This is a genomic window from Streptomyces incanus, from assembly GCF_042656345.1.
GTDB lineage: Bacteria > Actinomycetota > Actinomycetes > Streptomycetales > Streptomycetaceae > Streptomyces > Streptomyces incanus.
The window spans coordinates 59,224-70,456 of record NZ_JBHSPC010000161.1; the positions used below are offsets into that span (position 1 = coordinate 59,224).

Here is an 11,233-nt window from a genome sequence, read left to right on the forward strand (position 1 = left end):
GGGCTGCTCTTCGTCCCCGTTTCGGACCGCGGGATCGATGCGGTGCAGCACCGCCGAGGCCGCGTTGGACCGGGACTGCCGGTGGGGCCGCTGGGAGGATTCCAGCCGTAGTGCGCGCCGGTAAGCCCGGAAACCCGGCACCGGAACGATGCCCAGGCCGACACCGCCCCCGGCACGACGTACGAGCAGACCACCGTGACTCCGGCGACCGCCACGGCGACAGCGGCAGCGCGACCGGTGTGCCTGGCGGAGCACGTCCCTGATCATGCTGCCGCTCGGGCCGGAGGTGATGCCGAGCACCAGGAACCCGGACAGGTCCAGGCCGGCCGCGCGGAATACGGCGGCGGCCAACGGCACGCACAGGAAAACGCGGCGAGGTCCAGGTAACGCACCGCGATAACCCTCTCGGAACGCGATCGGCGAAGCCGGCATCACGGACGTAGTGCCCATAGGCCGAGACTACCCACGGCCCCGGATCCGACGACCCGGACGAATACGAAACGTGACGGACAGCAGGGCGCCGACTCGCATCGCGGCCCGCCACCACGGGCGTGTGGAGCAGGAAGGGCTCGTGCCGTGCGACCCGAACGGGTGAGCCGGTCGGGTTCGGCCTGTGCCCAGGCCCCGCGTAACTACTTGTGCCTCCTGGTCTCAGGCGGTTCCGGCGCGTCAAGACTGAAGTAGAGGCCGAGCATACGGACCAGGAAACAGACCAATGCGGAACCCAGCGCGGCCGGCAGACCGTAAACACCCAGCTGGATGGTGACGACGGTTACCGCGGCGCCCACCAGGGCGGGAATGGCATACAGGCCACTGCTCAGCACCGACGGAACCTGACCGACGAGCATGTCGCGGATCGTACCCCCGCCCACCGCGGTGACCACCCCCAGCAGGACCGCCGGCGCAACGCCCAACCCGGACTGCAGTGCCTTGCTCGCGCCGATCACCGCGAAAGTACTCAACCCGATCGCGTCGAACACGGTGATCGCTGCCTCGATCCGGCGCAGGTACTTGCCGAGAGCAAAAGCGATCACCCCGCCGACGGCCGCGAGCGTGTAAAAGCGCCAGTCCAGGAGGGTGGCAGGCGGCAGCGAGTCGATGAGGACATCGCGGATGAAGCCGCCGCCCAGTGCGGTAATCATGCCGAGGACGACCACGCCGACCACATCCAACCGCGCGGCACGCACCGCCGTCAGCGCCCCGTTCAACCCGAAAGCGAATGTGCCGGTCAAGTCCAGGGCGAGCAACGGCGTGGGTTCGGAACTCATGCCCGAGTGCATACCCCGCGCGGCGCACCAGCGTCGCGATGTACCGCGCTCACCCACACCGGATGCGACTGTCAACGTTGAATGGGCGATACCGCCGCCGCGCGCGTCCTGACCTGCAGCGGCAGCGGCAGCACGACCGCCGTGCGCACCATCACCGCCCAGCTCCTGCACCATTACGCCCGCGGCCTGCTCCTCAACGCCAAGCGGATCTCCCACCCGTGGGCGCGCGAGCTGCCGACGGTGACCTACCAGGCGGACAACGCCGACATCCACGACGCCCTGGTCGACCTCGCCACCGAGCTCCGGCGCCGCACCGACCACGCCGTCCACGCCGACCGCCACGGTGGCGACATCGACGACCTGCCGCGCCTGGCGGTCGTGTTCGAGGCCGCTGACGTCACCCTGCGGAAGCCGACCCGCTACTGGGACACCGTGCGGGAGGAGGGCGACCCGAAGACGTGAAGTTTCCCCTTGGTCGTGGGCCCCTGGAGACGGGGACGTGAGAGCCCGGAGGAAGCAGTGCCGGGTGAAAAGCAAGTACACGAAGCGGTACCCGCAGGAGTGCAAGCGGGGTGCGGTCGGACTCGTGCGGTCGTCGGGCCGGGCGGTGCCCGAGGCCACCCGGCAGCTCGGGGTCGGCCTTGGATCCTTCAGATTTCCTGAACTCACGGAAGATCGGCATCGAGAGCTTCTCCTGCCGTCCGGGCATCGAAGGCGCCACGAGAAGGGCGGCGCCGAGGGACAGATCGGCTACTTCCGCCGCAACCACTTCACACCGGTCCCGGAGGTCGACTCCCTCGCCGAGCTGAACGAGATGGTCGACCAGTGGGACCTGCACCACGGGCACCGGAGGATCGGGTCCCGGCCGCGGACGGTCGACGAGTACTTCGCGATCGAGCAGCCGTTGCTGATGCCACTGCCGGGAGAGCCGTTCGAGACCGGCCGGCTGTTCATGCCACGCATCGACCACTACAGCCAGATCGCCGTCCGCACCAACCGCTACTCGGCCCCGACCCGCCTGATCGGCAAGCGGGTACGAGTCATCCTGCACGCCTCCCACCTGGTGGTTTACGACAGAAACATCGAGGCGGCCCGGCACAAGAGGCTGATCGCGAAGGGCAGCTGCCGCCTGGATCTGAACCACTACCTCGAAGCCTCATCCGCAGGCCGGGCGCCTTCCCCGGTGCCACCGCCCTTGGAACAGGCCCGGTCAGCGAGCAAGTTCACCCCCGTCCACGACGCCTGGTGGGCCCAGGCCCGCAAGGTCCACGGCGAGCGGGACGGCACCCGGGCGTTGATCGAGGTCCTGCTGCTGAACCGGCACCTCGCCCACGAGCACGTGGTCGCGGGCCTGGCCGCGGCCCTGCGGGCCGGCGCCCTGACCGCCGACGCCGTTGCCCTGGAGGCCCGCAAGGCCGGCCAGGCGGAGGACGAGCCAACCATCGGCGCATCCGTCCCGGCGGTTCCCGGGCAGGCGCCGGCCACCGTCACGTCGCTGCACGAGTGGCGCCTCGCACACCTCCGGCCGGACACCAAACCGCTGCTGTCGGTGACCCCCTACGGCCAACTGCTCCGACGCCGCCGCACCAGCGGCAGCGACCATCGTGAGGGAGAAGCACAGTGCCCCTGCCCTGCCAGCGAGGCGTGACCGAGCAGGCCGCCGACGCCGCCGTCGACACCGCCTGCCGCCTGCTGCGGCTGCCGTCGATCCGCAACGAGTTCCCCGAGATCGCCGACCGGGCGGTCAAGGACCAGATGACCGAGTGCGACGACCGGGCCCGCCGCCGCTCGGAACGACAGATCAAGGCGGCGGGCTTCCCGGAAGAAGTCTCTTCGGGCCTTTGACCTCGACGCCGACCCGCACATCGACGCGGCCGCCGTCCACACGCTCGCCAGCTACGAGTGGATCAAGAAGAGCCAGCCGCTCTGCCTGATCGGCGACTCGGGCACCGGCAAGTCCCACATGCTCATCGCCCTGGGCACCGAGGCCGCGATGAAGGGTTACCAGCCCCTCGAGCGCCGGAGGCCAACCTGGTCTTCCAAGTGATCTCAAGGCGCTACGAAAAGGGCTCGATCATCCTGACCTCGAACAAGACCTTCGGCAAAGCGCACATGTTCCGGCGAACCCGTGCCAGGTGCTGCCGAAACTTCACGGGTTCAAGCCGAGGGCGAGACAGTTGTCGTCACCGCGTGGGGGATCAACGCGATCAGCTGTTGAGACCAGCAATCCGATTGCTGGGTTGCGACCTCGGCGCCGCAGGCATCGCAGACGAGGTTGGGGCCGTCCAGGCCGTCGAGTCCGCAGCATCCGTTGAGGCGCCCGCGGTCAGGGTGTCTGGCCACTCTCGAGATGTCGCCGGGGTTGAGGACGAACACGCCGGTGTGTGGGCTGACCGCATACGATCCGCGCGGCATCAGCGGCGGCAGGAACCTGTGTCCGGGGGCTTCCTCCGTCACCGGCGGCGGCATTGGCACTTCCCGGAGGTCGGGGCTGATTCGCTGCTGACAGGCACTGCAGGAGAAGACGGTCATGGCCGCAATTTTGCGGGAGTCTCCGGTACTGTCTCTCGTCATTTCCGGCCCGGCTCCGAGACAGGAAGTCGCCCCTCGTCGATGTGGCCGGCGAGATAGATCAGGGCGGCTTGTGGGTCCATGCCGAAGACGGCCGCGACCAGTTTGGGGTCCATGGTGTTCACGAGGTCGACGAGGCGGGTGCTGCGGATCGTCCGGGGCGGGTATCCGCAGGCGTCAAGGACGTGGGACAGATAGGCAGTTGAGGCCGGGCTTCGCCCGGCCTTGGTTCCTTTGGTGACCATCACGTGCGGGTTGGCCGTCGGCCATGCCTCGCGGTGGGCCAGGCAGCGTTGCAGCACATCCCAGGAGGCCGGGTCAAGAGGGACGGGGTGGGGCCGCTTGCCGAGCCGGACGCTCTGGGTCACCGGGTCGACGTCGGTGACCTGCAGCATCCGGACCTCGGAGCTGGAGGCGCCGTGCAGCAGGGCAAGCATGCCGACCAGGGCCTCGTACGGATGGACATCCTCGTCGGTGGTCCAGCGGCGGAAGAGGTCGCGCTGCTGGTCAAGGGTGAGGGTCCGGCCGCGGAAGCCGTTCGGCTCCTTCGCGGTCAAAGTCCGTGTCGGGTCGACCAGCACGATGTGCTTGGAGCGGGCGAAGCGGAAGAACTGCCGCAGCACGGTCAGCCGCCGCTTGCGGGCCCGGGGCAGGGTGGCCAGGAAGGCTTCGACGTCGTGCACGTCGACCAGGGCCCAGTCGTCCTTGCCACGGTGCTCGACGAGGAAGAGGGCCAGGTCGCGCAGGATGGCCAGGGCGGTTTCCAGGGTGTGGTCGCTGCGGGGCCGGGTGCCGGCCCGGCGGGCCCGGTCCTGGGCCCGCATCCGGGAGGCGTCGAAGGCGACGACGGCGGGACGGAGAGTGTCGGGGACGGCGTCGACGCGACGCTTGCGCCGCCCGGCGGCGAGCCGTTCGGCCTGGTCGGTGGGCAAGGCCAGGCCGCGGAGGGTGAAGAAGTCCTCCAGCGCGCGGGCGAAGGAGCCCATCGACCGTCCCGGGCGTCGGGACCTTTCCAGCAGCGCCTGGGGCGAGTTGGAGTGCTCGTCCTCCAGGAGCCGGCCCAGGTCGGTGACGAAGCCGCAGGCCCGGGCGACGCAGTGGCGGGCGGCGACATGGGCGACGAAGTCGCCCAGCCATGCGGGCGGGTCGGCGAGCCGTTCGCGGAGGTGTTCGCCTCGGATGAAGGGGCGTTGGGGGTGCTTCTGCCAGCAGGGCGAGCACAGTCCCAGCCCGGCATGCCGCCGCAGCCGGCCGCACTCACGGCAGACCCGGGGCGGCTTCTTCGGTGATCCGGGATGAGAACAAGGACCGCACCAGCCAGTCGTCTCGCGCAGATAGCCCGGTTTGCCGCAGCGTGGACATGGCTGCTGAGCGGCGAGCCGGTCGGTTTTGCGGCGGCAGTCCCGGCACAGCCGGTTGCCGGCTGCGCGGACCGGGCGGCCGCACTGTTCGCAGACGCGCGAACAGAGGATGCACCGGCCGGTGTCCTGCTGGAGCACGCGGTCCTTGCCGCAGGACGGGCACTTCGCCTTGGCGGCCTGTTCCTTCATCCGGCGCCGGCACCGGCAGCAGTGCTCACGGTCGAGATAACCGACGGGGGCACCACAGCTGACGCAGTCCCGTTGTTTCTTGCCCATCGCGTCGGCCGGTTACAGGGGCGGCATTGACCGGCCCCGTCCGGAGGCCGCCTGCGGGAGGTCGGCGGTGGGCCGGGGCGGTGCGGCGGGCCGTTCGACGGGGGTGGTGTCGACCTCGATCAGGTCGTTGGGGGTGCACTCCAGCGCGGTGCACAACGCGGCCAGCGTGGTCATCTTCACCTGCGAGGGTTCCTTGGTGAACAGCGCGGACACCGAGGCGGAGGACAGTTCCAGGCCGGCCTTCTCGGCCAGCAGTCGCCGCAGCTCGGTGCCGGTCCACACCTCGCGCTGGGCGGCGGCCATCCGCAGCCGCCATCGGATCTTCATGCCGTGGTGTCCTTCCCGGTCAGCTCCGCGAGAGTGCCGGCGACGGCCCGCTGATAGGCGTCCTCGATGAACGTCGCAGAGGGCCGGACATAGCGCATGGTCGAGCTGACCGTCCAGTGCCCGAGCATCTGCTGGATCGCCACCAGGTCGACGCCGCGTTCGTAGTTGTGGGTCGCGCAGGCCCTGCGCAGGGCATGCGGGCTGAACCTCTCCGCGGGCGGGCGCCCTTCGAGCTCCATCAGATACCGCAGCCGGTTACGGATCGTCCCCCGGTGCAGGCTCCCGCCGGACTCGTCGGCGAACAGCACAGGAGAATCAGGGAACTTGGGCCGCACGTCCTCCAGGAACCAGCGCAGCACCAGGTCCAGGCCGTCGAGCATGGGCACCCAGCGCGGCCGCGGTCCGGAGGTGTGGGCTCCCTTGCCGAAGCGGACGTGGAGCTTGCCGAACGGGCCGCGGGTGAAGTGCACGTCCGGCTTCTCCAGCAGCGATGCCTCCTCCGAGCGGAGCCCGGCGTGATACAGCGTCCTAAACAGCGCATAGTCCCTCGCGGCGGGTCCGTACTTCCTCGCCGTCGCGATCCGCTGCTTCATGAAGTCGAAGAACTCCGCCACCCGCTCCGGGGTCGGCGGCGGCACCAGGGCCGGGGAGTCGTCGCCGACATGCCGGGAGGCGTTGAATTCGTCGACCGGGCAGACCAGTCGGACGCCGAACGTGGCCTCGATCTCGGCCGCCTTGCGGGCCTGCAGGAACCGGTGGAACCCCTTGAAGATCTGCACATACTCGCGACGGGTCGAGGTCTTGCGGCCCTTCACCGCGAGATCGCCGACCACGCGGTCGATGTCCTCCGGGGTCACCTCCCACGCGGGCCGGCCCAGTGCGGTCAGCGTCCGTTCCAGCAGACCGATGTCGTTGTCGATGGTCACCGGGCTGAACCCGCGGGCCCGCCACGAGGCGACGAACGCATCGACGCACGTGGCCTGGAACTGCCACGGGTCCGTCGCCAGCGGCTCCTGCGGAACGGCTCCGCCCGCGATGACCTGGAGTCTCGCCTCGGCCACCAGCACACCTTCCTCGCGCCTGAACGGTCAAGGCAGCACCTGGAAAACCGGAGTGCTACCGCGAGAACCAACGAGGACCCCGGAAACGGGATACGGCCAGGTGGCAGCGACAACCCTTGTGAGGGAACAAGTGCCAGCCCCAGATGGGTGGACGAAGACGTTCACCGATCCTCTCCTCTGCGCGGCCATCGTCGACCGCCTGACGTTCAACGGCACGATCATCGAGACCGGCACCGCCTCCTACCGCCTCGCCAGCACCCGAGCACGGGCCGAAGCCCCGGCCAAGGCTGGTTGACGGGGGTTCCGGCCGCACCCGACAGGTCGAGAAACGTGTGGTGGCCCAGCTCAGCTGTGCTGCATCCAGACGTTGGGCTCCTGATACACGCCCTGATCGGCCGAGCGGCTGATCCGCAGGAGGCTGAGTCCACCAGGGATCACATAGTCACCCGACTCGGGGAAGGCCATTCCGGTCCAGCGTTCCCACTCAGCAACCGTGCCAGTCATGGTCTGCGAAGCCGGAGCCGCCGACAGTATCTTGGCGCCAAGACGCTGATGAGCTCGGATCCAAGGATCAAGAGCCATCCCGTCCTCACGGCTCCACCGCATGAAGGTCTCGATCGGCGTCAATGGATAACGGGCCTTCGTCGTCGGACGGACCGGGGCTATGACCCGGTCCCATCCGGCTTGTCTCGCTGTCTGACGGAGCGCTTCAAGCGTTTCCCCCGCCAGTCCTCGTCCCTTCAGCGACGGCGTGACGATCGCTCCGCAGATCACCAGAGTATTGGGGTTGGCTCCTTGCTCGCGGCCCTCGACGGCGCGAACAAGCGCCTGGGTATACCCCGTGGGGAGAGACTGAGGCAGTCCGTCCCAGTGGATCGGCACACCCCAGCCCGAGGCAACCGGCACATCATGGTCATCCACCAACATGAGGTTCAAGTCGGCGAACCACTCTCCGACCTTGCCTATGTACTCCTTCACCAACTGGTCAGCAGTGATGAACTCCGGGAAGCCTTCGCTGAAGAGCTCCTTCAGATGCTCATCCTGCCACGTGCGTGCGCCAGTCCGTTCGATCTTCAAAACCATTGCCTGTTCATAACACACCGCCTGTGAACAGCCGCCTCCTGATCACACCCGGCCCCGCCCAGTGCCGTCATTTCCCGCGAACGTCTACAAACGTTCGGATCGCTAAGGGCTTGCCGAACCTGTGAACAAACGCTGCTGATGAAAGGCTTTGGCAAGGTTTTCGCAGCCGGAGATCATCCTGATGCGGTGGTCGGCCAGTCCGCACAGCGGCGGCGTGGAGGAGCGATCAGGACGACTCGGTGGCGCAGGACGACTCGGTGGCAGAGGAGTGGGACGCGGCGCGTCCTGCCATGATGCGTTTCTGGAGCTTCACGGCGGTGATGCGGCCCTCGTTGACGCCGGAGTTGTAGCAGGTGGTGATTCCCCGGGCAACGGCACGCTGGTCTTCACGCAGGGCTGTTGCGATACCGACGAGCGGCTTCACCCGGGGAAGCTTCAGCACGATCCCCACCCCCTGGACACGCCTCAACCACGCCTGAACGGCAGAGTCCGTGGAGAGCCCGGTACTGGAGACGGGTACGCCGGGTTCGGCGAGCGACACGGAGAAACGGACCGGTGCCAACACCGGCGCCGCGCTCCGTGCCGACTCAACAGGCACCCCCAGCCGACCGATCTTGTTGCAGATCACCCCCTCAGCTCAGCGAAGCCGCGGACCGCCGTGCGGCGGCACGCCTGCTCGAGCAAGCTCATAGCAAGGCGGGACCACGTCCGCGCATGTGCCGAATGGAGGCGTCCTTGAAAACAGCCCTGCGCACAGCCCTGGCCACCGTTCTGTCCACTGGGGCCCTATGGGCCACGGCACCGGTCACGGCTGCGCCGGCCGCGGCCGAACCACTGCGGTACGTCGCACTTGGCGATTCCTACGCGGCCGCACCGCTGGTGCCGCCCGTCGACCCGGCCGACCTGGCATGCCTGCGCTCCCTGGCCGACTATCCCCACGTCGCGGCCAAGGCCCTCGGTGCGAAACTCACCGACGTCAGCTGCTCCGGCGCCACCAGTGACCATCTGAGCACCGCCCAGCACCCGAGAACCGCGCCCCAGTACGACGCACTCACGCCGGACACCGACATCGTCAGCGTCACCATCGGCGGCAACGACACCCACCTCTTCAACGAGGTGCTGGGCTGCGTCAACATCCTGCCCCCTCCTTACGGCACCAGCTGCGCGGAAGAGAACACCGCCGGCGGCACCGACAAGGTCCGGGCCCGCATCGACGCCTGGGCACCGGCCTTCGCCGCCGTCCTGGACGGCATCGCTCGACGGGCACCGCACGCCGAGGTCTTCGTCGTCGGCTACGGCAACTACTTCCGCACCGACGGCTGCCACCCCGCCCAGCCCTTCTGGAAGCAGGACGCCAACCACCTCCAAGGCGCGATCAACCACCTCGGCACCGTACTGAAGCAGGTGGCCGAAGAGCACGGTGCCGCCTTCGTCGACACCTATACCCTGGGCATCGGACACGACGCCTGCGCCGCCCCCGCCGACCGCTACATCGAGGGCCTGGTCCCCACTCGTGCGGCCGCGCCGCTACATCCCAACGCTCCGGGAGCCCGGACCGTCGGCGAGGCCCTCGCCGCGGCCGTCCGCGCGACGTCGGCAGGTGACTAACGCCGCCCGTTCGCATTGCCTGAGTAGGGCCGGGGACTGACGCGGTGGCTTGCGCTCCATTTCCAGTTCCCGCCGCTTCAAACCGCGCGTGCGGTTCTCCCGCACACGGCTTTCCGACGGCTGAAGGAACCGCAGAAGGAACACCTCCGAAACCAAACGCCGGGACGAGCCCCGCCCACCCAGCCACGTCAGCTACTCACTCACAGTCAGGGGAACCTCAGTCCTTCGCGTCGAGCCATGACGAGGTTGAGTGGGCAGCCGCCCGCACCGACTCTGACGAGCATGGCCCTTGGTACTGGCAGAGTCGCGTATCCAACTGTCGCCGATTCGGCTGTGGTTCCGGCTTGACGGTTACGGAGTGCTGTCATCGGGCCGGCCCTTGACGGTGGCTAGTGCCGTATCAGGCAACGTTTGCCGCGTGACAGCCCGCCCGCGTGGGTGGTTCCCGGCGCGGCGGGCCGGGGCCAGAATGATCACGTGGCTGAACGTGTACAGGTGCGTGAGATCGATGACGACGAGGGTCGGCGGCTGCTGCGGATCATCCGCCGCGGCACCGGGTCGGTGGTGACCTGGCGACGGGCCCAGATGGTGCTGCTGTCCGCGCAGGGCATGCCGGTGGCGAGGATCGCCGAGGTGTCGTTCACCAGTGCCGACCGGGTCCGGGACGTGCTCCACAACTTCAACACGGACGGCTTCGACTCGCTGTATCCGAAGTACTCCGGCGGGCGGCCGAAGACGTTCACGCTGCCCGAGCGCCGTGAGATCAAGAAGATCGCCAAGTCCAAGCCCACCGAGCACGACCTGCCGTTCTCGACCTGGAGCCTGGCCAAGCTGGCGGACTTCCTGGTCGCCGAGGGGGTGGTCGACGACATCAGCCACGAGGGCCTGCGCATCCTGCTCCGCGAGGAAGGCGTCTCCTTTCAACGCCTGAAGACCTGGAAGACCTCCCGTGACCCGGACTACGCGACCAAGAAAGCACGGGTCGAGCACCTGTACGCGATCGCCGACGGCGAGGTCATACCCGAGGACGGAGAACCCGAAGTCATCTTCTGCATGGATGAGTTCGGACCGCTCAACCTGATGCCCCACCCCGGCCGGCAGTGAGCCGAGCGCAGCGGCAAGCACAAGGACCCCGATCGTGAGCCGCGCCGCCGGCGGCGGGCCACCTACAACCGCTACGGCGGGGTGCGGCACCTGTTCGCCGCCCTGGACCTGGCCAAGGACAAGCTCTACGGCCACATCAAGCCGGTCAAGCGCCGCACCCAGTTCCTGGAGTTCTGCCGCTACCTGCGCAGCCTCTACCCGGCCGACGTCCGGATCGCGATCGTCTGCGACAACTTCTCCCCGCACCTGACCACGAGAAAGTGTCAGCGGGTCGGCACCTGGGCGGCGGCGAACAACGTCGAGATCGCCTATACGCCGACCAACAGCTCCTGGCTGAACCGAATCGAGGCCCAGTTCACGGCTCTGCGCTACTTCACCCTCGACGGCACCGACCACGCCGACCACAAGGAGCAGGGCAGCATGATCCGCCGCTACATCATCTGGCGAAACCGCCATGCCGACGACCGGCGCCTACGCGCCGTCGTCAACAGGGCAAACGTTGCCTGATACGGCACTACTGAATCCTTCGCTTCGGTTTGACATCGGCTGGTCGAGTGCTATCCCGGTGGTATGA

Annotated in this window: 10 protein-coding genes and 3 pseudogenes; 6 read left to right on the top strand and 7 right to left on the bottom strand. The window is 68.2% G+C overall.

The window, feature by feature from the left end; translation table 11 throughout:
- Nucleotides 1-632: 632 nt before the first annotated feature.
- The gene (locus tag ACFP2V_RS36045; RefSeq protein WP_381220053.1) at nt 633-1,268 is read right to left on the bottom strand and encodes a trimeric intracellular cation channel family protein; all 636 of its coding nucleotides are present in this window, start codon (nt 1,266-1,268) and stop codon (nt 633-635) included.
- An 81-nt stretch (nt 1,269-1,349) separates the two neighbouring features.
- Between ACFP2V_RS36045 and ACFP2V_RS36050 the strand changes: the two genes are divergently transcribed.
- The 3 genes and pseudogenes from ACFP2V_RS36050 to ACFP2V_RS36060 form a co-directional block, all read left to right on the top strand.
- Nucleotides 1,350-1,730, top strand: coding sequence for a hypothetical protein (locus ACFP2V_RS36050; protein WP_381220056.1), 381 nt, complete (start codon nt 1,350-1,352; stop codon nt 1,728-1,730).
- Nucleotides 1,731-1,794: 64 nt separating this feature from the next.
- Nucleotides 1,795-2,916 carry a Mu transposase domain-containing protein gene (locus tag ACFP2V_RS36055; RefSeq protein ID WP_381220059.1) on the top strand — a complete coding sequence of 374 codons (1,122 nt, stop codon included), beginning with the start codon at nt 1,795-1,797 and terminating at the stop codon, nt 2,914-2,916.
- Nucleotides 2,889-3,371: pseudogene (locus tag ACFP2V_RS36060) on the top strand (ATP-binding protein); the annotation flags it as partial. The gene ACFP2V_RS36055 and the pseudogene ACFP2V_RS36060, both read left to right, overlap by 28 nt.
- Before the next feature lie 54 nt (nt 3,372-3,425).
- Here the strand turns inward: ACFP2V_RS36060 and ACFP2V_RS36065 are convergent.
- From ACFP2V_RS36065 to ACFP2V_RS36080, 4 genes are all read right to left on the bottom strand, one after another.
- Nucleotides 3,426-3,800 carry a hypothetical protein gene (locus ACFP2V_RS36065; RefSeq protein WP_381220086.1) on the bottom strand — a complete coding sequence of 125 codons (375 nt, stop codon included), beginning with the start codon at nt 3,798-3,800 and terminating at the stop codon, nt 3,426-3,428.
- A 38-nt stretch (nt 3,801-3,838) separates the two neighbouring features.
- Nucleotides 3,839-5,389, bottom strand: coding sequence for an integrase (locus ACFP2V_RS36070; protein ID WP_381220062.1), 1,551 nt, complete (start codon nt 5,387-5,389; stop codon nt 3,839-3,841).
- Between the two features lie 99 nt (nt 5,390-5,488).
- Nucleotides 5,489-5,803 (bottom strand): helix-turn-helix domain-containing protein, encoded by a 315-nt coding sequence (locus ACFP2V_RS36075; RefSeq protein WP_381220065.1) that lies wholly within the window; start codon nt 5,801-5,803, stop codon nt 5,489-5,491.
- On the bottom strand, nt 5,800-6,864 hold the full coding sequence (locus tag ACFP2V_RS36080) for a tyrosine-type recombinase/integrase (RefSeq protein WP_381220068.1): 1,065 nt from the start codon (nt 6,862-6,864) through the stop codon (nt 5,800-5,802). The genes ACFP2V_RS36075 and ACFP2V_RS36080 overlap by 4 nt, the downstream gene beginning before the upstream one ends.
- 145 nt (nt 6,865-7,009) lie before the next feature.
- Here ACFP2V_RS36080 and ACFP2V_RS36085 point away from each other — a divergent pair.
- Nucleotides 7,010-7,159: pseudogene (locus ACFP2V_RS36085) on the top strand (ATP-binding protein); the annotation flags it as partial.
- Between the two features lie 50 nt (nt 7,160-7,209).
- Here ACFP2V_RS36085 and ACFP2V_RS36090 read toward each other — a convergent pair.
- Together ACFP2V_RS36090 and ACFP2V_RS36095 are read right to left on the bottom strand one after the other, a co-directional pair.
- On the bottom strand, nt 7,210-7,947 hold the full coding sequence (locus ACFP2V_RS36090) for a hypothetical protein (protein WP_381220071.1): 738 nt from the start codon (nt 7,945-7,947) through the stop codon (nt 7,210-7,212).
- A 226-nt stretch (nt 7,948-8,173) separates the two neighbouring features.
- Nucleotides 8,174-8,389: a hypothetical protein gene (locus tag ACFP2V_RS36095; RefSeq protein WP_381220074.1), complete on the bottom strand. Its 216-nt coding sequence runs from the start codon at nt 8,387-8,389 to the stop codon at nt 8,174-8,176.
- 293 nt (nt 8,390-8,682) lie between these two features.
- On the opposite strand from ACFP2V_RS36095, the gene ACFP2V_RS36100 reads away from it, so the two are divergent.
- Nucleotides 8,683-9,555, top strand: a complete 873-nt coding sequence (locus ACFP2V_RS36100) for an SGNH/GDSL hydrolase family protein (RefSeq protein WP_381220077.1) — start codon at nt 8,683-8,685, stop codon at nt 9,553-9,555.
- Between the two features lie 477 nt (nt 9,556-10,032).
- Nucleotides 10,033-11,166 (top strand): annotated as a pseudogene (locus ACFP2V_RS36105) (IS630 family transposase).
- Nucleotides 11,167-11,233 lie beyond the last annotated feature (67 nt).

Bases quoted from the DNA above. Each gene is read 5' to 3' on its own strand.
- ACFP2V_RS36045 (WP_381220053.1), bottom strand. From the start codon at position 1,268: ATGAGTTCCGAACCCACGCCGTTGCTCGCCCTGGACTTGACCGGCACA.
- ACFP2V_RS36050 (WP_381220056.1), top strand. From the start codon at position 1,350: ATGGGCGATACCGCCGCCGCGCGCGTCCTGACCTGCAGCGGCAGCGGC.
- ACFP2V_RS36065 (WP_381220086.1), bottom strand. From the start codon at position 3,800: ATGACCGTCTTCTCCTGCAGTGCCTGTCAGCAGCGAATCAGCCCCGAC.
- ACFP2V_RS36070 (WP_381220062.1), bottom strand. From the start codon at position 5,389: ATGAAGGAACAGGCCGCCAAGGCGAAGTGCCCGTCCTGCGGCAAGGAC.
- ACFP2V_RS36075 (WP_381220065.1), bottom strand. From the start codon at position 5,803: ATGAAGATCCGATGGCGGCTGCGGATGGCCGCCGCCCAGCGCGAGGTG.
- ACFP2V_RS36090 (WP_381220071.1), bottom strand. From the start codon at position 7,947: ATGGTTTTGAAGATCGAACGGACTGGCGCACGCACGTGGCAGGATGAG.